The sequence below is a fragment of the Streptomyces sp. NPDC048275 genome, assembly GCF_040652275.1.
In the GTDB taxonomy this organism is placed as follows: Bacteria; Actinomycetota; Actinomycetes; order Streptomycetales; family Streptomycetaceae; genus Streptomyces.
Map to the genome: position 1 here is coordinate 43,414 of NZ_JBEZLR010000052.1, position 20,831 is coordinate 64,244.

At 69.5% G+C, this 20,831-nt stretch carries 18 protein-coding genes and 2 pseudogenes; 18 read left to right on the plus strand and 2 right to left on the minus strand.

Annotation, left to right across the window (positions count from 1 at the left end):
• The first annotated feature begins 8 nt into the window (after positions 1 to 8).
• From AB0D57_RS27505 to AB0D57_RS27575, 15 genes and pseudogenes are all read left to right on the plus strand, one after another.
• Entirely contained in the window at positions 9 to 365 is a 357-nt protein-coding gene (locus AB0D57_RS27505) for a hypothetical protein (RefSeq protein WP_362078396.1), read from the plus strand.
• Positions 356 to 1,177, plus strand: coding sequence for a DUF317 domain-containing protein (locus AB0D57_RS27510; RefSeq protein ID WP_362078399.1), 822 nt, complete (start codon positions 356 to 358; stop codon positions 1,175 to 1,177). The genes AB0D57_RS27505 and AB0D57_RS27510 overlap by 10 nt, the downstream gene beginning before the upstream one ends.
• Before the next feature lie 74 nt (positions 1,178 to 1,251).
• Entirely contained in the window at positions 1,252 to 1,764 is a 513-nt protein-coding gene (locus tag AB0D57_RS27515) for a hypothetical protein (RefSeq protein WP_362078402.1), read from the plus strand.
• Positions 1,765 to 1,766: 2 nt separating this feature from the next.
• A complete protein-coding gene (locus tag AB0D57_RS27520) occupies positions 1,767 to 2,546 on the plus strand; it encodes a DUF317 domain-containing protein (protein ID WP_362078405.1) in 780 nt (259 codons plus the stop codon).
• A 32-nt stretch (positions 2,547 to 2,578) separates the two neighbouring features.
• On the plus strand, positions 2,579 to 4,372 hold the full coding sequence (locus AB0D57_RS27525; protein ID WP_362078408.1) for a TraM recognition domain-containing protein: 1,794 nt from the start codon (positions 2,579 to 2,581) through the stop codon (positions 4,370 to 4,372).
• Between the two features lie 57 nt (positions 4,373 to 4,429).
• On the plus strand, positions 4,430 to 5,026 hold the full coding sequence (locus tag AB0D57_RS27530; protein WP_362078411.1) for a hypothetical protein: 597 nt from the start codon (positions 4,430 to 4,432) through the stop codon (positions 5,024 to 5,026).
• A gap of 31 nt (positions 5,027 to 5,057) precedes the next feature.
• Positions 5,058 to 5,921, plus strand: coding sequence for a hypothetical protein (locus AB0D57_RS27535; protein WP_362078414.1), 864 nt, complete (start codon positions 5,058 to 5,060; stop codon positions 5,919 to 5,921).
• The gene (locus tag AB0D57_RS27540; RefSeq protein WP_362078417.1) at positions 5,918 to 6,721 is read left to right on the plus strand and encodes a DUF317 domain-containing protein; all 804 of its coding nucleotides are present in this window, start codon (positions 5,918 to 5,920) and stop codon (positions 6,719 to 6,721) included. Before AB0D57_RS27535 ends, AB0D57_RS27540 begins: the two co-directional genes overlap by 4 nt.
• 117 nt (positions 6,722 to 6,838) lie before the next feature.
• Positions 6,839 to 7,777, plus strand: a complete 939-nt coding sequence (locus AB0D57_RS27545; protein WP_362078420.1) for a DUF317 domain-containing protein — start codon at positions 6,839 to 6,841, stop codon at positions 7,775 to 7,777.
• Between the two features lie 129 nt (positions 7,778 to 7,906).
• Complete coding sequence (locus AB0D57_RS27550; RefSeq protein ID WP_362078423.1) at positions 7,907 to 8,869, plus strand: alpha/beta hydrolase; 963 nt, start codon at positions 7,907 to 7,909, stop codon at positions 8,867 to 8,869.
• Positions 8,870 to 8,892: 23 nt separating this feature from the next.
• Positions 8,893 to 9,156: pseudogene (locus AB0D57_RS27555) on the plus strand (hypothetical protein); the annotation flags it as partial.
• Between the two features lie 66 nt (positions 9,157 to 9,222).
• Positions 9,223 to 10,419 (plus strand): site-specific integrase, encoded by a 1,197-nt coding sequence (locus AB0D57_RS27560; protein ID WP_362078426.1) that lies wholly within the window; start codon positions 9,223 to 9,225, stop codon positions 10,417 to 10,419.
• A gap of 1,042 nt (positions 10,420 to 11,461) precedes the next feature.
• A pseudogene (locus tag AB0D57_RS27565) lies at positions 11,462 to 12,382 on the plus strand (site-specific integrase); the annotation flags it as partial.
• Between the two features lie 382 nt (positions 12,383 to 12,764).
• Positions 12,765 to 13,946, plus strand: coding sequence for a tyrosine-type recombinase/integrase (locus tag AB0D57_RS27570; protein ID WP_362078430.1), 1,182 nt, complete (start codon positions 12,765 to 12,767; stop codon positions 13,944 to 13,946).
• The gene (locus AB0D57_RS27575) at positions 13,943 to 16,402 is read left to right on the plus strand and encodes a site-specific integrase (protein ID WP_362078433.1); all 2,460 of its coding nucleotides are present in this window, start codon (positions 13,943 to 13,945) and stop codon (positions 16,400 to 16,402) included. Before AB0D57_RS27570 ends, AB0D57_RS27575 begins: the two co-directional genes overlap by 4 nt.
• A 65-nt stretch (positions 16,403 to 16,467) precedes the next feature.
• On the opposite strand, the gene AB0D57_RS27580 is transcribed toward AB0D57_RS27575, so the two are convergent.
• Positions 16,468 to 17,364 (minus strand): aminoglycoside phosphotransferase family protein, encoded by an 897-nt coding sequence (locus tag AB0D57_RS27580; protein WP_362078436.1) that lies wholly within the window; start codon positions 17,362 to 17,364, stop codon positions 16,468 to 16,470.
• Between the two features lie 157 nt (positions 17,365 to 17,521).
• Here AB0D57_RS27580 and AB0D57_RS27585 point away from each other — a divergent pair, with 157 nt between their 5' ends.
• Positions 17,522 to 17,755 (plus strand): recombinase, encoded by a 234-nt coding sequence (locus AB0D57_RS27585; protein WP_362078439.1) that lies wholly within the window; start codon positions 17,522 to 17,524, stop codon positions 17,753 to 17,755.
• On the opposite strand, the gene AB0D57_RS27590 is transcribed toward AB0D57_RS27585, so the two are convergent.
• Positions 17,756 to 18,499: a hypothetical protein gene (locus AB0D57_RS27590; RefSeq protein WP_362078442.1), complete on the minus strand. Its 744-nt coding sequence runs from the start codon at positions 18,497 to 18,499 to the stop codon at positions 17,756 to 17,758.
• A gap of 312 nt (positions 18,500 to 18,811) precedes the next feature.
• Between AB0D57_RS27590 and AB0D57_RS27595 the strand changes: the two genes are divergently transcribed.
• Together AB0D57_RS27595 and AB0D57_RS27600 are read left to right on the plus strand one after the other, a co-directional pair.
• Positions 18,812 to 19,474, plus strand: coding sequence for a hypothetical protein (locus AB0D57_RS27595; protein WP_362078445.1), 663 nt, complete (start codon positions 18,812 to 18,814; stop codon positions 19,472 to 19,474).
• Complete coding sequence (locus AB0D57_RS27600; protein WP_362078448.1) at positions 19,471 to 20,745, plus strand: DNA cytosine methyltransferase; 1,275 nt, start codon at positions 19,471 to 19,473, stop codon at positions 20,743 to 20,745. The genes AB0D57_RS27595 and AB0D57_RS27600 overlap by 4 nt, the downstream gene beginning before the upstream one ends.
• Positions 20,746 to 20,831 lie beyond the last annotated feature (86 nt).

Below are 20,831 nucleotides of genomic sequence, written 5' to 3' on the forward strand. Positions count from 1 at the left end.
GGAGCCCGATGCCTGCACTCACCCCGGACACCATCCGCACCCTGACCGAAACCCTGTCTGACCTCACCGACTACCTGCGCGAGGACCCCGACCCCGAGGAGGCCCTCGCGCTCGTCGAGCCCCTCCTCGACGAGTACACGGGACTGCCCGTCCAGCTCGCTGACACCCTGCGCGCCCTCGCCCGCGCCGTACAGGACCACCCGGACACCCCGCGCACCGCGCAGGTCACTCTCCTGATCACCGAGTTGCGCACGGCCGCGTGGGAGCTGGCCGACCAGCACACCCTCCACTACGTGCTGGACGATCTCCGTGACCTGTACGGCAGCGCCCTCGCGAGCGGGCAGGGGTACGGCCGGTGCCGCTGAGCGAACGGCAGCTCGCGGCGTTCGCCGACAAGCACGCAGGGCAGATCCCGTTCGACACCAGCCCCCGCCACCTGGCCGGTTCCGGGGATGCCCGCCATGTCACCCACGGCCTGGCCGCCGCCGGATGGAGCGTCGTCTCCGACCCGTTGAGTGCCGAGATCGTCCTGCGCAGTCCCGACCTTCGCCACCGCCTCCAGTTCGACCCGCAGTCCGCCACCTCCGCGTGGTGGCGGCTGCGGGCCGAGCCCACCGACGCCGAGCCGGGCTGGTACGCCGAGTTCGGCGAACTCGTGCCCGCCGAGATCCTCGTCCATGTCACCGACGCCCTCGTCTCTCCGCAGCCTCGCGAACAGCCCCATTTGTTGGATGCGTTGACTGCGGCGGGCTGGAAGCTCAGCGCGCACAACGCGGCCCAGTCCCCGGACGCGATGTGCCACATCGAACGGCGCCACACCGATAGCCGCGACACGGCGTCCTGGCACATCGAGACTCGAGAACCGGGATACGGACACCCTGTGGGCCCCCGGATCTGGCACGCCTGGTTCGACAGCAACACGCCCGACCACCTCGTGACCGCGTTCGCCACCGGGCTCGCCGACCCCGCACCACTGCAGCGCGGCATGTACGACCGCACCGCCCACTACAACGCCGTACAGGAACCCAGCCCGCTGCGCCCACAGCAGGTGGTCGACGCGCACACCGCGCGTATCGAGTCGCTCCGCGCCCGGGCACGCTCCGCCCGCCGACAGCAGACAAAACCCGCACCGACCCCGGCGAAGGCCCACACCGCCCAGCCAACCGCCCGCCGCTGAACCGACAGGACACCTCCCCCATTTCCGCCGACCACCGCGCACACCGCGACTTCCTCCGTCACCTCGACCACTACGTGAGCGACAGCAAGAAGATCCTCGACGCCTGGGACGCCTACTCCGACGAGCACACCGACCTCGACGGATGGCCCTACGACGACCACGCCTACGGCCTGCGCGCGAGCCAGCGCGACGCCGACACCGCCGAGGCGTTCGAATCACTCCGGTACGGCGCCCGTCACCTGCTGGCCACAGCGGAGACGCAACTGGGCCATCTGCCGGAAAACACCGTGCAGAGCCGCTGGGTCTACCAACTGGGTGTCCTGCACGCCGCCCTCGACCGGCTCGAACAACTTCACGAGCAGTGGCTGGAAACCCGAGACGCCCTTCCCGCCACCGCCAAGCCCGGCACCACGGCCTTCGACGACGCCCTCGCCGAGTACCACGCCGAAGCGTGGAGCTACCTCGACGACTGGGCCACCCATGGCAATACACTCCGCGAGATCAACGCCGCCGCCCGCAAAGCCCCCTCACCTCTGGCACCTGCACCGGCTCCCGCGGCCGACCGGCGAACCCCGGCACGGAAGTGACCATGCCCCCGGCTCCCGACACTGTCGAGGTCGAGTTCATCGCACCGCGCCACCTGGCCGGTGGCGGTGACCCCGCCTGGATCACCATCCCCCTCCACCGCGCCTGCGGCTGGAGCCACGGCGACGACCCCCTGATGCCGCGCGTCCTGCTCTCCAGCCCCGGCCAGAAAGCCCTCCTGCGCCTGGAACCCGAACCCGACGGACAGTGGTGGACCCTTCACCACACCGCGGAGCCGGACCGGCCCGCGTGGTACGCGAGCTTCGGCGCCCGCACGCCTGTAGAACTGATCGCCGCCGCCACCGATGCCCTCACCGATCCGGCCCCGCCGACGGGCGCATCCTCCGATCCGTGCGAGCCGCTCCAACAGGTCGGTTGGTCGCCCGCCTCCGCGGACGACGGCCTCGTGTCACCCGGCGGCACCGCGTATCTCCAGCGGCTGGGCAGCGTGGAAGAACCGGGCGCCTGGTTCGTCACCGCCGCACTCGGCCGGGACCGGCCGGTGTGGCAGGCCCGCTTCGGCGCGCACACTCCCGCCCGCCTGGTCGCCGCGTTCACCGCTGCGCTCGCCGATCCAAAGCCCGTGCTGCGCATGGACAGCGGGCGCAGTTTCCCGACCCGCGACCCGAACGTCGTCACCCGTAGGGCCACGGACGTGCTCGCGGTGTACGTGGCCGGGGCGCTGGAAGAGCGCGTCCACTCCCTCGCTGCCCGGCACGCCATCTCGCCGGCGAGTCCGAACCCCTCGCGACAGCCGCCGGCCAAGAACAGCCGCAGCCGCTGATCCCTCCATCTCCGCCCGGAAGCACGTAGCCCTTGCCCCCTTCCTCCTCCAACAGCAACACGGACGGGTACGACCTCGTCCTGCGCCTCCTCCTCGGCGTGCTCGCTGTCGTCGTCCCCCTCGCCCACCTCGCCTGGCTGTCCGGCAACATCACCGTCTACCTCACCGGAGCCAGCTGGGCCCCCTACCAGCCGACCACCGCCCTGCTCCACCCCGAGCAGGTCTGGCCCGACGCGGGAGAAACGTCCCTGCTGATCGGTGCCCGCATCGTTCCCGTTCTCCTCCTCCTTGCCCTCGGGACAGCGGCGGGCGTCCTGTGGGCCCGGCACAAGAACCGCAGCGGCGGCCGGAAGAAGAAGATCACCGGCATGGCCAAGGCCCGGGACATCGAGCCGCTGATGGCCAAGGCGATCACCGACAAGGCCCGTTCCCTGCGCCCGAGCCTGAAGGACGCCAAGCACATCGAGGCCCGCGACACCGGCATCCTGCTCGGCAACCTGCAGGGCACCCGGCACGAGGTGCGCATGGGCTACGAGGACGTGGCCGTCGCCATCATGGCGCCCCGCTCGGGCAAGACCACCTCGCTCGCGATCCCCTCCATCCTCTCCGCGCCCGGCCCCGTCCTGCTGACCTCGAACAAAGCCGCCGGCGATGCCTTCACCGCCACCTACGACGCCCGCGCCCGCGTCGGACAGGTGTGGTCGATGGACCCGCAGCAGATCGCGCACGCCGCACGCGCCATGTGGTGGAACCCCTTGGCGGACGCCAAAACCCTGGACGGCGCCGGGCGGTTGGCCGGCCACTTCCTCGCCGCCTCAGTAGATGCGAGCCAGCAGGGCGACTTCTGGTCCAAGGCCGGATCCAACATCCTCGCCCAGCTCTTCCTGGCCGCGGCCCTCGACGAGCGGCCGATCACCGACGTCATGCAGTGGCTGGCCTTCCCCGCCGACCGTACCCCGCTCGACATCCTCCGCGACCACCAACTCGCCGCCGTCGCCGCCCAGCTCAAGGGAACGGTGGAAGGACCGCCGGAAACCCGGGACGGCATCTACGAGACCGCCCGCCAGTACGCCGCCGCGCTGCTGAACAGCGAGATCGCCGCCTGGGTCACCCCGCAGAAGGACGTCCCCGAGTTTCGGCCGTCCGCGTTCGTCGTGTCCGCCGACACGCTGTACCTGCTGTCGAAGGATGGCGGTGGGGGCGCCAGTGCGCTGATCGCGGCGTGTGCGGACTCGGTTATGCGGGCCGCGACCGCACAGGCCGAACGCGCCGGCGGACGTCTCGACCCGCCCATGCTGGCGATCCTCGACGAGGCCGCCAACGTGTGCAAGATCAGCGACTTGCCGGACCTGTACTCCCACCTCGGCAGCCGCGGGATCATCCCGATCACCATCCTCCAGTCCTACCGCCAGGGCCAGAAGGTGTGGTCGGACGCCGGCATGGACGCCATGTGGTCCGCCTCGACCGTGAAGGTCATCGGCTCCGGCATCGACGACCCGGACTTCGCCGACAAGCTCTCCCGCCTCATCGGCGACCACGACGTCGAGACCACCTCCACCTCCCACTCCGAGTCCGGCAAGTCGACCTCCGTGTCGATGCGGCAGGAGCGGATCCTGCCCGCCGACGCGATCCGTGCCCTGCCCAAGGGCACCGCGCTCTGCTTCGCCACCGGCATGCGCGCCGCCATGCTCGACCTGCGCCCCTGGTACCTCGAGCCCGGCGCTGACGAGCTGTCCGCCGCCTCCGCCCGAGCGTCGAAGGCCATCACCGCCCGCGCCATCGCCAAGCACGCACCCCAGCAAGGCGACTACGGCACGGCCGCCTGACCGGGCTGCGCCACACCCCCGGATCGCGCTCACCGCACCACGACCCTCCGGAGCACCATGGCTCTCACCGACCACCACGACGTCTTCATCGGCTCGACCGGCGACGGATGGACCTTCGTCGTCCTCAACCGCCCTCTCCGCAACGCCGCCCGCATCCTGACCGGCGCGGGATTCACCGCCCGCGAACACCAGGGCCGCACCCTCTACCTCCTGCCGCCCGAGACCGCCGAGGACGCGCACGAGCGCGCCGGTGTCGCGGCCTACGGGCTCATGGCCCACACCCAGGACCTCGTCGACCTCGCCTGGACCACACACCACCCCAGTACCGACGGTGCCGAGCGCGAGGCGACCATCCGATTCCACGGCGGCACGGTCACCGCCACCGCTCTCACGGACCGGGCTGGCGACGTCCTCACCCAACACGGCTTCACTCCCACAGAAACGACGGGGGAGTACACGCTGGCTGCCGGGCCCGGCGCAGCCGACGCCGTGAACGCGGTAGTCCGTGTCGAGGCCCATCTCTACACCCACGGCGTCCGCGTGCACGTCGACCTCGGCATCGCGACCACGCAGGACATCGCACCGGCACCGTCCCGCCCCGGTGCCGCCCCCTCACCGCCGCCCACCGCACCGGTCCAGCGGCGCAGCCGCTGACTACCATCCGCCTCCCCCGGAGCACTGCACCATGCGCCAGATCGATCTGCACGCCGAGATTGCCCGACTGCGGCAACTCGGCGGCGACTTCGAGGACTTGCACAGCGAGATCCGCTCGCTCGCCCTGACACCCGGCACCGACGCCCGGCAGCAGCTCACGGCGAAGATCGTGGACACGAACGAGCTGGTCCAACAGGCCATGTTCCGCCTCGCCGCCCTCGACGGCAGCCAGTACACCGCCGTACCCGGCAGCCGCCCGGCTCTGGAAGCACTCGCCTCGATCGTCTTGGCCGCCAGTCTCGCCGCCTCCGACCTGGCCTGCGCGCTGGAGGCCAACCCGCTGGAGGGCGCCCCCTTCCCCGGCCCGCCGGGCGCCCCGTTCCCCGACACGCCGGCCGATGAAGCAGCCGTGCGTACGGCGCGGCACGCGGAGGCGGTCCCCGCCATGGCGGAGCACCTCGCGGACGCCGCCCACCAGCTCGATCTGGCCCACACCGGCTGCTACTACCTCGCCAGCGGCATCACCCGGGACCTGAAGCAGCACGCCGAACAGCACCAGGCGACACCGGCGCCGAAGATCACGGACAGCCAGTACACGGTCCTCGCCCGGCTGTCCGCAGGGGGCGGCACCCGTTACGTGATCAGCCGGTACGGCGTGCTCAAGGCCATCGACAAGGACCGGGCCACCGTGAACGTCGCCACCCTCAACGCCCTGATCAAGCGAGGACTCATCCAGGTGGACACCACGACGTCCCTGTACCAGGGCCAGCGCCTCCACGTCACCGCCGAAGGCCAGCGTGCCCTCGCCCAGCACAAGCCCACCACGCCCCCCGCCCGAACAGCGGCCGTGACACCTCCTGCGACCAAGCAGGCCGCCGCAGGACGCACGCGATGACCGGCTTCGCCCCGACGGACCACATGGTCAGCCCCGTCTATCTGGCCGGCCCCGGCAACTCCGCCGTGGTCACCCGCCCGCTGCACGCAGCGAGCTGGGCTGAGGCACGCACGCCCGCCGGGCGAATGTTCTCCAGCCCCTGCCTGCGCGCACAGATCGCCCGCCTTCCCGACGGCTGGACGATCTCCTACGCCCGCGCGCCACTGGCCGTCCCCCACTGGACCGCCCACTTCACCCGCGACTGGCCTGCCGAGATCGTCTCCGCCTTCACCACCACCCTCATGCGCGGACTGGACAACGACCACAAGGACTTCCTCCCCGGCGGCCCCCACTTCACCCCCATCGCCCCCGGCGATGTCCTCATCTCCCGCGGCTGGAAGGACGAGGCCAACGCCCTCTTCCAGTACCAGCACTCACCCGACCGACACGCCTACCTCAGCCTCCGCCAGTACGACGCCGACTTCCACTCCGAGTTGGAAGGTGGCGTTGCCGCCGAACGCACCATGTACGCGGGCATCGAGGCCGCCAACGGGCCCCGCTGGCACGCGGACTTCACCTCCGCCACCCCGCTGCACCTGATCATCGCCGCCGCCGACGCCCTCTCCAGCCCGGCACCGGTCCGCCGCAGGCCGCACAACCTCCCCGAGCGCCATCTGCCCTTCCTGACCATCCGCTCTGCGGCGGCCCGCACCCAAGCTCACGCTGCCCGCGCCACCGCCCGGTCCCCGGCCAGCGCTGTACCCGTGGCCCGAACAACCGCGCACCTGCGCCTTGCCAACCCCACACGATCACGCAGCTGACCTTCCCGCCCGGCCTCTTCGGCACAGCTCAAGCTCCTGCGCCGCCCGGGCCGTTGAATGCCGACACCTGACGGCGGTCCGAAGCGCTCCGTCTCTTCCCCACCACTGGACTCCCCTGTGCCCGAACCCCGCCCCGACCCCGGCCTGCGCCGCACGCAGCGGGCCGGCCGTGACCGTACCGGTGACGATGTCCTCGTCGCCCCTGGCTACCTTGCCGGCAGTGCCTATTGCGGTGACGACGCCTTCGTCCCGCTGACCCATCACTACTGGCACGGCATGTGTGACGAGATGGGCAACTTCTACGTCACGACCATGGGCAGCCAACTCCGCGTCGCCTACGTCCCGGAAGCCTCCGAACTGATGCCGGACGCCACCGCGTTGTGGCAGATCCGCTGCCGCACGGATCTGCACGCCCCACCGACGTGGACCGCGGCCTTCACCGACGAGACCCCGCCCGAGATCGTCGCCGCCGTCACCGCCGCCCTGGACGCCGACGTCACCGCGGGCCGATGGGACGACGAGCCCTACCGCGAGCGCGATGACCATCCGGAGATGGTGTGGGAGGTCCTGCGCGCCGCCCGCTGGCAGATCACCGTGGACGGCTGGCACATCACCGCGACCTCGCCCGACCGGCTGGCCCGCCTGGAATACCGCCCTCCCTCCTCGTTCGGCGGGCACAACGTGGCCCGGGACGAGGCGTGGCGCGCGAGGATCCTTGCCGCCCCGGAGGCGCGACGGGCGCTGTGGGAGGCCGACTTCCACAGCGCCACACCCGCCCATCTGGTCGCGGCCTTCGCCACGGCTCTGGCCGATCCGGCGCCGGTCTCCCGGGAACGCGCCTGCGTGCCGCGCGAGTGCCACGCCCACCTGCGCCCGCTGAAGCCGCACGCCCCCGCGGCGCCCCGGGCCGTGGCGGCGCCCACACCGCGGGACCTCGCCCGCGCCCGGGCGGCTCGCGGTCCTGCACTGCCGACCGTCAGCGTTCCGCGCTGGTCGACCACGACACGGCCGCCCGTCGTTGCCGCCCCCGCCGTCACGCCGGGCCCGCGCCGCTGAACATGTCCGCCGCCGGGATCCCGCGCGACACAGCCGCTGAAGGGCACCGCGCGCTCGCCCGCCCCAGGCCCTCCGGCGCGGACGGCGAACGGCTGCCCCCTACTGATCCCCCCTTTGGGAGTCCTACCTGTGCGCAACCCTCCTTCTGCCACCGAGGTGTTGTCGGTCTCCGCTACGGACGGCACTCGCCTGTCCGTCTACCGCGACACCCCTGTGCGCCCGCGTCCCGGCGGCGCGGCGGTCGTGCTGGTGCACGGCGCGTCCGTCACCGCCGACCTGTGGCGCGTCCACGCCCGGCACCTGACCGGCCTGGGCTTGACCGTCGTGCGCTACGACCAGCGCGCACACGGTCACACCCCGCGCGGCCAGGCACCGCTGACGATCCGGCAGCTCGCCGACGACCTGCACCAGATCCTGGCCCACGTCGTCCCCGCCGGGCCGCTCGTGCTCGCCGGCCATTCCCTGGGCGCCCTCGTCCTGCAGGAACTCACCGCCCTGCACCCCCAACACCACGCCCGCATCCGGGGCATGGTGCTGCTGTCAGCCACCGCACGCGGGGCGAGCGTGCTGCCCGGACGCGACCCGCGCGCCTGGCTCCTGGCCGCCGGACGCAGCCTCACCGCCCTGACCTGCACCCGGGCGCCCCGCACGGTGGACTTCCTGCGGCACCGGCTGCCCACCACACACCCCTACAGCCTCGCGCCCCACCCCGACCGACCGGCCGATGGGCCACCGCCGTGCCGCCACGGCATCCGCCACACCCGCACCCGCGATCTCGCCGACCTGTGGCAGTGCCTGCGCCGCTACCAGCCGCGCGACGCCACCGCGCTCAACCAGTTCGGCGACCGGCTGCTGCTGATGGCCGGCGCGGACGACCGGCACATCCCCGCCGCCCACACCAAGCAGCTGGCCGCCCAACTCCCTGCCGCCCGCCTGGAGATCCTCCCCCGCACCACGCACGCGCTGCCCGTCCGCCACCCCGCGCTCATCAGCGACCGCATCGCCCGCCTCGCCGCAGAACCGAGCCCCCGCCCTCCTCACCCCCAGGACCAATCATTTCCGAACTCCCTGCCTGCCGGGCAATTTCTCTAGGTGCCGGTATCCAGTCCAGCGCCATGCTCGCCCTCTCCGCACACGGCATCCTCCCGAAGGTCGACTACGCAATTTTCGCCGACACAGGATGGGAACCTAAAGCCGTCTATTCCCATCTCGACCGGCTGGAGCAAGAAATAGCCGGACCCGCAGGCATACCCGTTCTCCGCGTATCGTCCGGAAACATACGCAAGGATGCCCTGGACCCCGACCACAGGTTTGCGTCGATGCCGCTCTACGTCCTGAACAAGGACGGAAATCCGGGTATGACCAGGCGGCAATGCACAGTTATCTGCACCAGCTCCCCTCGTTGATCGACGTGATGGTCAGTGCGATCGACGAGGAGGAACACCTTGGAACTGCGGCATGAACTGATCGAGGGGCGGGCCGAGCTGCCCCGGGTGGGGGCCGTTGTCCCCGCTCGGGGCGTCCACCCGCCGTACATCGTCGTGAACGCGTACGACGACGAGATCGAAGCGGCTACCGCCTACCTGCGCGACCTGGCGTTGAACGACTGCAGTCCGCTGACGGTACGCAGCTACGGGTACGGCCTGCTGCGGTGGTTCCGGTTGCTGTGGCTGCTGGGGGTGGCCTGGGAGAAGGCGACTGAGGCGGAGGTCGCGGTGCTGGCAGGGTGGCTGCGGACTGCCTCGAATCCGCAGCGCCATCGGACGCGGCCGGGCGGAGACGCGCCGGGATCGGTGAACCTCAGGACCAGCAAGCCCGCACTCCGCCCCGGATATGCGCCGAGGACGATCAACCACGCGTTGTCGGTAATCAGCGGCTTCTACGGGTTCCACGCCCATCAGGGCAACGGCCCGGTGGTCAACCCTGTCCCTGTCTCGCCGCACCGCCGACGGGCCCTCGCACACCGAAGCCCGTTGGAGCCGCGAGCGGTTGTAGGTCGGGCACGGCTTCGGCAGAAGGTCTCCGACCGACCGCCCCGCTCCATCCCCGACCGGCTCTGGGACGAGCTGTTCGACTGCATGAGCTGCGAGCGCGACCGCGCCCTGATGGAGTTCTACGTCTCGAGCGGCGCCCGCGCGGTCGAACTCCTCGGGGTCGGAGTGAACGACATCGACTGGTCCGGCCAGCGGATCTACGTGATCTCCAAGGGCACCCGGGAGAGGGAAGCGGTGCCGGCCTCACCGCAGGCGTTCGTCCGGCTGGCCCGCTACCTCGACGAAGCGGGCACGCCTCCCCAGGGCGAGCCGGTCTGGCGAACCCGTCGCGGGAGCGATCGGCCTCTGTCCTACTGGGCGATGCGCCGGATCATGCAGCGGGCGAACGAGCTGCTGGGCACGAACTGGACCCTGCACGACCTCCGACACACGGCGGCGTCCCGGATGGCCAACGGCGGGAAACTCACCCCGGTCGAGGTCCAGGCGATCATGCGGCACGCCAACATCCAGACCACCAGCCGCTACCTCACCGCGCGGGTGGAGGAGATGTTCGACAAGCTCGCCGAGCACTACAGCACCCCCCGACCTGCGATGACCTACCCCACCGGGTACTCCGCGGACGACATCAAGGCGGTGTTCGGTGCCTAGGTCACAGGCCAGCCCGACCACGGGGGTCAGCCGCCGACACGGGCCCATCCTGGAGGGGCTCACCTTCCCCAGCCGATTCGTGGGCGGCCCGATGAAGCCGCAGGCCGCGATCGCGAAGACACCACCGCGCCCGCACGGGGAACTGTCCGGTGCCACGATCAACCACATCTCCAAGCTGGCCTTCGACGTCTGGGAGGACGCCTCCACCGTCACACGGCACCAGCGCGCCCAGGCCACCCGAGGGATCCTTCAGTACCTGTCCACCCACCCCGGTCAGACCTGGCAGGAGCGGTGGGATGCCAGTCCTCTGGGCAAGGGACTGATCAAGGCGAACAGCCTCGGAGCCCGCAGGACGACCGGCCTCGCGATCACCCCTGGGGTCCGCACGCTGTTCTGTCTCCGCGTCGTGCAGCCCACGATGCTCGCCTTCCGCCGGAACCAGCTCAACAACTTCACGCCCCTGTTCATCTCCGCGCAGAACGACCCGCTGCTGGTCACCTTCGAGGAGCACATCGCCGCACAGGAGCTGCGGCTCAAGCACCAGCGGGAGGCGGTACTCGACATGTGCACCCTCCTCACCTATCAGGGCGTCGCGCTGGCCGACGTCACGCCGGCGTCGATCCTTCAGTACGCGCACGACAACCGGCTGGCCCGCTGCCGTCTCCAGCCCGGTCAACCTGCCTCCAACCGCCTGTTCGGGCACGGAATGTGGACGGCCCTCATCGCCATGGACCGGTTCCCGACCTCCACGCCGACGACCATGCGGGCGGCGATGATGCGCGGCCAGCGGAGCATCGAGGAGCTCGTCGACCAGTACGGGGTCCGCGACCAGGCCGTCCGCGGTCTGCTGATCGACTACTTCGGCCGGCGTCGCGCCGATCTCGACTACTCCAGCATGAAGCAGCTCGCGCTTCTGCTGGTCAAACACTTCTGGGTGAAGATCGAACAGCTCAACCCCGGCCAGCAGGGCCTTCGGATCGCTCCGGATCTCTACACACGCTGGCGCGAGACTATCCGTCTCAAGGACGACGGCACCCACCGGATGGGCCAGGACGACATCGTCATCTCGGTCCGCAGCTTCTACTACGACCTGCACACCTGGGCTGCCGACGAACCCGAACGCTGGGCGGCTTGGGTCGCACCGTGTCCAGTCCCGCCCGGTGAATTCCACGGCCTGGGCGTCCGTCGGCGGAAGGGCACCGAACGTTCTGCGGACCGCACCCGGCAGCGCCAGCCCCTCCTGCCCATCCTGGTCGAGCACGTCGAGTCCCGTTACGACCAGGCCCGGCTCCTGCTCGCACGCGCCGACCAGGCCGCCGACGGCGAGGAGTTCAGCCATGCTGGCACCGCCTACCGCCGGGTGATCAGCGAATCGGACCGCAAGCTTCTCCGGCACGGTGACGCCGTCCCTACCCGCGTTCTGAACCTGGACTCCGGCGACCTGGTGAACATCGAAGCGGACGAGGAGGCCGCGTTCTGGGACTGGGCGGCGGTGGAGGCACTGCGGCACTCCGGCGTCCGCATCGAGGAGATGTGCGAGCTGACGCACCTCAGCATCCGCCAGTACCAGCGCGCGAACGGCGAAGTCATCGCCTTGCTGGTCATCGCGCCGTCCAAGACCGACCGCGAGCGCGTCATCCCGATGTCGGCCGAACTGTTCCACGTCATCGCCTCGATCATCCGCCGCCACGGCCGACGGGGGAAGCCGATTCCCCTGGTCAGTCGCTACGACCCGCACGACAAGGTCTGGAGTGCGCCGATGCCCTTCCTCTTCCAACGCCAGAACGGAGCGATCGGATCGAAGATCTTCAACCCCGGCACCATCCAGCACATGATCAGCCGACGCTGCGAGGACCTGGCCGAGACCCACCCGGGATTCCGCGGGCTGAAGTTCACCCCGCACGACTTCCGAAGGATCTTCGCCACCGAACTGGTCAACAGCGGCCTGCCCATCCACATCGGCGCCGCCTTGCTGGGCCACCTCAGCATCCAGACCACCCGCGGCTACGTCGCCGTCTTCGACGAGGACGTGGTCCGCCACTACCAGGCCCACCTCCACCAGAGGCGCCAGGTCCGGCCCTCGGAAGAGTACCGGGACGCCACCGAGCAGGAGTGGACCGAGTTCGAGGAGCACTTCGACCGCCGCAAGGTCGAACTCGGCTCTTGCGGACGCCCCTACGGCACCCCCTGCCAGCACGAACATGCCCCGTTGACTGAACGAACCCCAGAGATTGCCCAGTTCAGTGGGCGGATGGAGTCCTCGGGCACTACGGTCACCGGTCGTGATGAACGATGCTCCCCGAAGAGATTTGGCGGCCCTGGCGGTTCCCCGGTGGGGTCGGCTGGTGGAGACCGGCGACCGGTACGAGCCCTACCGGCTGATCGATCCCGACGGAGCGGCCGTCGAGGCGGTCGCCGTCTATTTCCAGGAGTTGCTGGCCGCGGGGAAAGCACCGTCAACGGTCCGTTCCTACGGGATGGATCTGTTGCGGTGGTGGCGGTTCCTGCAGGCCGTGGACGTTTCCTGGGACCGGGCGACCCGTCGGGAAGCCCGCGACTTCAGCTGCTGGATCCAAGAGACCACCAAACCCAGGAAGATCAAGGCCCAGGGCCCGCGAGCGGTACGGGGAGCCGGTGCTGCGAACCCGGTGACCGGGAAGCCGTCGACCGGATCCGGATACGCTCCGGCCACCGTCGTGCACAGCGAGACGGTCCTGCGCCGGTTCTACGATGTGCACCGCGATGCGGGGACCGGCCCGCTGCTCAACCCGTTCCCGCTGGATCTGTCCCGCCGCTCTGGGCGGGCTCACGCGCACCACAATCCGATGGACGGCTGGAGGCCCGAGCGGGTGGGCCGCTACCGGCCGAGCCTGCCGCGGCGGATCCCGCGCTCGATTCCGGAACCATGGTTCAACAAGCTGTTCGCGGCGCTGCCCTCCAACCGCGACCGGGCCTTGGTCGCCTTCTGGATCTCCACCGGGGTGCGGGCTTCGGAACTGATCGGCATGCGTCAGCGGGATGTCGACCCTGGCCAGCAGTTGATCAGCGTGGTGCGCAAGGGCTCGCGGGCGGTCCAGCAGGTGCCGGCGTCGGCAGACGCATTCGTGTGGCTGCGCCTCTACCAGCAGGAGGTACAAGGCCAGGTTGCGCGAGGCCGCACCCAGCCGGTGTGGTGGACACGGCGAGACCCGATCCGACCCCTGACCTACCACGGTGCCCACCGGATGTTCGAGCGCGTCAACGCCTCGCTCGGCGCCGACTGGACCCTTCATGACCTGCGGCACAGCGCGGCCGCCCGCATGGTGCGCGACCCGAAGCTGACGCTGTCCGACGTGCAGTGGGTGCTCGGACACGCTCACCTGTCTGCCACGGAGGTATATCTGATGCCGCACAAGGACGAGGTAGTGGCCGGCGTGCTGGCGCACCACGCACGCCAGGCCCGCGAGGACATCCAGTCGGCGCCTCCGCCGCCGGCACCGGGCTACGACCCGGCGTCGCTGGATGTCCTGTTCGGGCGCTCGTCATGACAGCCGTCGTCAAACACGCGACGCGCAAGACGTTGGAGATCACGAACGCGACCGCTGAGCAGGCCCAGGCGCGGAACAGCCGGCTGCGGGAGCAGTTCCCGGCCCGGACCGCAGAACGGTGGTGGTCCCAGACCGCGCAGTCGTCTGAGGAGACGCTGCGACGCCTGACGGCGCCGCCGTTCCTCCCTGCGGCGAACGGCACCCGAGCCGGACGCCGCCGTGGGGTGACCAAGCTGCTGCACTGGCTGTCGAGCCAGCCCGGGGATACGTGGCAGCAGCGCTGGATGGCTACGGGGGCCGAGGACTTGTGCGGAGCCGCCTGGGTGGAGCTCCCACAGCGGTGGCTGAGCGAGCGCGGGCCCTCACCGTCGCATGACCGGGAAGACCTGACCTCTGGGCTGCTCATGCTGATCTGCGGAGACGTCATCCGTCCTGCTCTGCCGTGGATGCTCACCCGCACGCACCGGTATCTCGCCTCTGTGATGGCCGAGGTTCGAGACCCGGACGGATTCGCGCGCCTGCACCAGCTGGCCGCCGCCGGGCCAGCGAGCTCGCGCAAGGATGCGCAGATCGCCGCGACGCGGATCGCCACCCTGCTGGCCTGCAAGGGCGGACGGATCGGCGACATCACCGTCGGCGACTGCGTGGAGCTCGTCGATACCCAGCGCCGGGTGCACGCCCGCGGCGGGCAGAAGAAGGTCGACTTCTACCTGCGGCTGCGGGCCATGGGCATCTTCCCCGAGGATGCCCCGGCCACGATTCGTGCCTTCGGGCTCGCTCTGGGCCAGTTGAGCATCGAAGAGTTGGTGGACCGCTACCGGATCCGGTGCCAACCGGTACGCGACGTGATCGTGGACTATCTGCGCGAGCGCCAACCATCGCTGGACTTCGCCAGCCTGGACGCGATCTCGCGCACGCTCGCGGGCCTGTTCTGGGCCCGGATCGAAGCTCTGGCGCCGGGAATCGACTCACTGCGGCTGCCCCCGGCGGTGGCTCGCGCCTGGAAGGACGACCTGAAAGTCAAGAAGCGCAACGTCGTCGGCCCCGACGGCAAGAGCGTCGAGGTCTCCAGCCCGCGACTCAACGCCAAGGACGAACTCATGCGCGTCCGAGCGTTCTACCTCGACATCGCGCAATGGGCGGCCGAGGAACCGGCCCGCTGGGGGCCATGGGCCGTGCCCTGTCCGATCAGCGACGACGAGATCCACAAGGCAAAGGAACGCAAGAGACGCAAAGCCCGGATGGATCAGCGCACCCGCGAGCGGCTGCCCGTCCTTCCCATCTTGGTCAGCACCACCGACCGGCGGCGCCGTAAAGCCGCCGGCCTGCTCCAGGCGGCGGGAGACACCGAGCCCGGAGAACTGATCCCCGGCACCGGCGGGGCCCTGCGCAGAGCCATCGCTCCGAAAGCCGCAGGCCACCTAACGTGGGCCGAAGAGACCTCCAGCGGGCGCCGACGGAACCTGTCCTTTGAAGAAGAGGAAGCCTTCTGGGCGTTCGCCGCGATCGAGGTCTTGCGTCTGACCGGCGTTCGCAACGAGGAACTCCTGGAACTCACGCACCACAGCGTCACCCAGTACCGGCTCCCGGCCACCGGCGAGGTCGTCCCGCTGCTGCAGATCGCTCCGTCCAAGACCGACACCGAGCGACTCCTGTTGGTCAGCCCGGAACTCGCCGATGTCCTCAGCGCCATCATCAGTCGACTGCGCGGCCCCGGCGGGATGGTTCCGCTGGTGGCCGCCTATGACGTCCGCGAGAAGGTCTGGAACCCGCCGATGCCGCTGCTGTTCCAGCGCGGCATCGGCTCCGAGTACCGCGCGTTCACGCCGACCGCGATCCGCAAACTGCTGATCAATGCGCTGGCCGCGACTGGGCTGGCCAACGCCGAAGGTGAGGCACTGTCCTTCTCTCCCCACGACTTTCGAAGGATCTTCGTCACCGACGCCATCATGAACGGACTGCCCCCGCACATTGCCCAGGTCATCTGCGGTCACAAGAGCATCGACACCACGATCGGATACAAGGCGGTCTACCCTGCCGAGACGATCGAGGCCCACCGGGCGTTCATCGCCCGCCGACGGGCCTCCCGTCCCGGCGAGGAGTACCGGATCCCGACAGAGGAGGAGTGGGACGCCTTCCTCGCCCACTTCGAGAAGCGGAAGGTGTCCATCGGCACCTGCGCACGCGCCTTCGGATCCCCCTGCATCCATGAGCACGCTTGTGTCAGATGCTCGCTCCTCCGGCCTGACCCGGCCCAACGGGCACGGCTTGCCGAGATCCACGACAACTTGATCGCCCGAATCGCCGAAGCCGAGACGGAAGGCTGGCTCGGCGAGGTCGAGGGTCTCCAGGTCAGCCTGGCTGGCGCCGAGGAGAAGCTCCGCCAGCTCGATCGGGGCCACGGGCAGCATACGGCCGTGGACCTTGGCATCCCCACCATGCGTGGCGATCGATGACCCCACGAAGGTGGGCTGCCGCATGGCCCTCAATCAAGATCGAGAACAGGTTTAAGAAGCGTGCGTCAAACGCCCTTCAGAACACGATCAAGTGCTGCCCGGCCTGCAGGTCCCCAGTGCGGCTTGCCGCCGGGAAGGCCCCGATCTCCGTTCTGCCCCATGAGCATCAGGAAGAGGCTCTTCATAGCGGCCAGCCCGCGGGCGCGCCGGATCGCCGCCTCGTCTGCATGCGCGTACATGTCGAAGAACCGTGAGGCCGTGCCCGCGGGCAGCAGCACCCATGCGGCGGCGAGGTCCCACGCCGGATCGCCGGCGAACATGGCACCGAAGTCGACGATGCCCGAGAGCGTTCCGTCCGAGACGACGACGTTTGCGGGATGGAGGTCGCCGTGCACCCAGACCCGCGGACCCTCCCATGCGTGGGCGGCAACGGCGTCGTCCCAGACGGCCCGGACGTCGGCAGCGATGTCGTCGGGGGCAACGGCCTGGAAGAAGTTCTCGAAGCCGTCCGTGCAGTTCCTGGGATGGGCACCGAAGTCCGTAGAGATCGGCGCCTCGGCGGGCGCCTCCACATGGAGTGCCCGGAGGAAGCCCGCCAGCGTGTCGGCCGCGTGGTCGCCGCGGCTGATCGAGCCGTGGTCCAGCGGCGCGCCGGGAACCCACGTCATCACGGTCCAGTGCTTGGGGAAGCGCTCGGACGGTTCGCCGAACCGCACCGGGGTCGGCACCGGGAGCGGCAAGCGCGGGGCCAGCACGGGTAGCCACCGCCGCTCCTTCAGCTGGAGCTCCGGGGTGGGGTCCATGCGCTGCATGCGCACGGCCAACTCGTCCCCGAGACGCCACATTTGGTTGCCCCAGCCGCCCGCCACCTCCCGGATGGCCAGCCCGGCAAGGTCTGGATGTTGCTCCTCCAGCAGGTCGCGGACCAGGTCCGCGGTGATGTCGATCTCGGTGTCGGTCATGCGAAGTCACAGTACCGAGGCGGCAGGCGGAACGGCTCTCGCTCTCCGGAACACTCCTGTGATTCCTCTGGCATCCATTCGGTTTCAAACAGCTGCAGATCAGAGGCATTGGGACGGCACGGCCCCAAAGTTCAGAGAAGCCTGCATCCGCTGCCCGATGCTCCACGTCAACCCCAAAATGCTTGCCCGGCTCACCGAGCTGGAAGCCGACCTCATCGACCGTCGAGGACGCGCCGAGGCCGAGGGCTGGGTCGGTGAGATCGAAGGCATCGACCTCACCCTCACCTTCCTCCGCGCGAAGCGAGACGAGACACAGCGCCGAGCTCAGCGTCCGGCCGTGGACCTGGGTATCCCCCAGCCCAGGTCCCGAACGAGGAAAAGCCAGGAGTGATCACTTCGCCTTGTGGTTCAGCTCCGGACGCATCAACAGCAGATTTTCGCCCCAGGCATCGAGCGTGGGACCGTGGCCGGCTTGGCGTGCCACAGCCTCGACCTGGGCAAAGAGGCTCCGCTGGAGGTCCACGTCACCCGTTCCTGCGATCCGTCCGATCTTGTCCAGGAACGGGCCCGTTACCCACCCTGGCAAGGGAAACCTGGCCAGCTCCCAATCCAGGTACTTGTTATAGGGACGTGAACGACGATCCAGAGCGAACAGCAGCTCCAGCAGAAAACCTATGCTTTCGGCCGCGTCGAGATGGGCGGCCAGCAGGTTGCCGTCCCGGGCGTTCTTGACAGATCGGTATAGGGAGTTGGCATAGGCGTCCAGCCAACCGGCTGCCGCTGCTGTCGCCTCGGCACGGTCACGTCGCCCCTTGGCGGCGACGATCTCGGCGATCTCACCGTCGAGCCGGTCGATCACAATGCGGGCGCGGGAAAGCGCATAGCGCTCATGCCCGTCGAGCTGACGGAACTGGTCGACCGTGGTGACGACGACATCGAGCTCAGCAGAACGATGACCGTGGAGGCCCGAGAGACCGGTATCCGCACCCTCCGCGAGGACGACGTACACATCGCGGTCCGAATACTCGGTGGCCATGCCGTCGTGAGCATGGGAGCCCTTGAGCACAAGCCCGACGACGGCCGGGTCGCTGGCAACGCGGCTGAGCAACTCCGCATAGGTCAGTTTGGGAAGCATGTTGGTGATCTCCGGTGAGTTGGACGGACTGCACACACCTACAAGCCCTCGCCGCCATGCCGACGGGAGAGCGGTCACTCCGTCTGCGGCGGCCGCAATGCCACCACCCTGAAGATCAACGCACGGCCGGGACGTTACCGGACCCGCCCCACCTCCGCAGCCCCTTTTCCCTCCCCCGGCTACGGATGCCAGCAAGCACACCGCAAGCAATGACGTGGAACGCGGCTGCCGTTCCGATACCCCAAGTCGGCGCGCCACTCCCACCGGCCCGGCCCTGGAACTCACACCCCTCACACCAGCAAAGGAGACCCATTGACGAACTATCTGCCCCGCATGACACGAACGGGTGAAGTGCAGAGAAGCACAGGGGAATACAAAATTAAGCCGATCAAGAAAAAGGTCCGCGAAATACTCGGCTACCCCTATCCGGCACGCATCCCCAAGGGGATCTTCGTCGAGCAGTGGGTCGGCATCTCCACCGACGAGTTCCACCGGGCCAAGGACGCCGACGTCAAGTACATGCGCAACCGGCACCCGCTCATCGACATGGGCTGGTCAAGAAGCGACTGCGTCCGTTACCTGACGTCGCTCGGCCTGGCCGACACTCCGAAATCGAGCTGCCTCGGTTGCCCTTTCCACGGAAACGCCCAGTGGCGTCATATCCGCGAAAACTCCCCGGAAGAATGGGAGGACGTGGTGGAGTTCGACGCGGCCATCCGCAAGGGAAATGCCCGCGCAAACGCCACCGGCAACCGTCTGCTCGGCGAGGCGTTTCTCCACCGCTCCCGCGTTCCTCTCGGCGAAGCTCCCATCGATCACGTCACCGCCGCCGAATGGGCGGCGATGCAGCAAAAACTCGCCGACAGCGGACCCGACCTGGAGGAGCTGGAGCAAGGAGTCGCCGACGGCTGCTCCCCGTGGGCCTGCCGCGGTGAAGCCGAGCCGGTACAGGACGACTTCGGACTGGCCTCTTGACCATCCTGGACCTGTTTGCAGGACCGGGGGGATGGAGCCACTCACTTAACATCCTCGGCGTACGGGACGTGGGCCTGGAATGGGACGAGTGGGCCTGCAAAACCCGTGCGGCGGCAGGGCAGTTGACCATTCGCACCGACGTGGCGCTGTATCCCATCTGGCCCTTCCTCGGAAAAACCGCCGGGCTCATCGCGAGCCCACCCTGCCAGGCATGGTCCATGGCCGGCAAGCGCCTCGGCCTGGTGGACCAGCCCCTGGTCCACCAGGCGGTCGCCGACCTCGCCACCGGCCGCGACACCCGCGAGCAGCTCCTGGCTGCCTGTCGCGACGAGCGCTCCCTGCTGGCCGCCGAGCCGATGCGCTACCTGTACGCCCTCAACGCGGTCGGCGAGCCGGAGTGGGTGGCCATGGAGGAGGTCCCCGACGTGCTGCCGCTGTGGCGCCAGTACGCGGCCATCCTGCGCACATGGGGCTTCTCCGTCTGGACCGGCATCCTGAACGCCGCCGACTTCGGCGTTCCGCAGACGAGGAGGCGGGCCATCCTCCTCGCGTCCCGGGTCCGTACGGCACAGCCTCCCACGCCTACGCACGCCCAAGTCGACGAGCCCGACGGGCTGTTCGGTCCGGGCCGCGCCCGCTGGGTGAGCATGGCCGAGGCGCTGGGGTGGGGCGCGACCGACCGGCCCGTTCCCACCGTCTGCGCCGGCGGCGGGCCCGGCGGCGGGCCCGAACCGTTCCCTTCGGGCTCCCGCAAGACGCTGTCCGACGCCCGGGAGCGTGGCACCTGGATGCCGCGACCGGACGGTGTGGTCCTGGAATCCCGCCGCGAAGGAGCTGGCTGGGCGGCGCGGCACGGCACCCGTATGAACCTGGCTGCCAGCGCTCCGGCACCGACGTTCACCGCCGAGGCGCACCGCTGGTCCTGGTCGCTACGCAGCAACAACCAGGCCAACGCCACCGTCCGGTCCATCCAGGAACCGGCAGGCACGCTGTTCTTCGGGCACCGGGCGAACGAGTGCACCTGGGTCGCCGAAGCGGCCTCGGCACCGACCGAGGACACAGACGCCCCCGCTGTACCGGAGCCGATCCGGATCACCGCCCGCGAGGCCGGCCTCCTGCAGACCTTCCCCGCCGACTACCCCTGGGCGGGCAACAAGGGCCAGCAGTTCTCGCAGATCGGCAACGCCGTCCCGCCGTTGCTCGCCGGCCACCTCCTCGCCCCGCACCTCGGCGTCACCCTCGACCCCGACGACTTCACCCTCGCTTCCTAATGCTGTTGTCAACCGGCTGCGGAAGCTGGAAGCGTGACTTGGTAGCAGCGTCGGTCACGGATCAGGGCCCACAGGACGTTGACGCG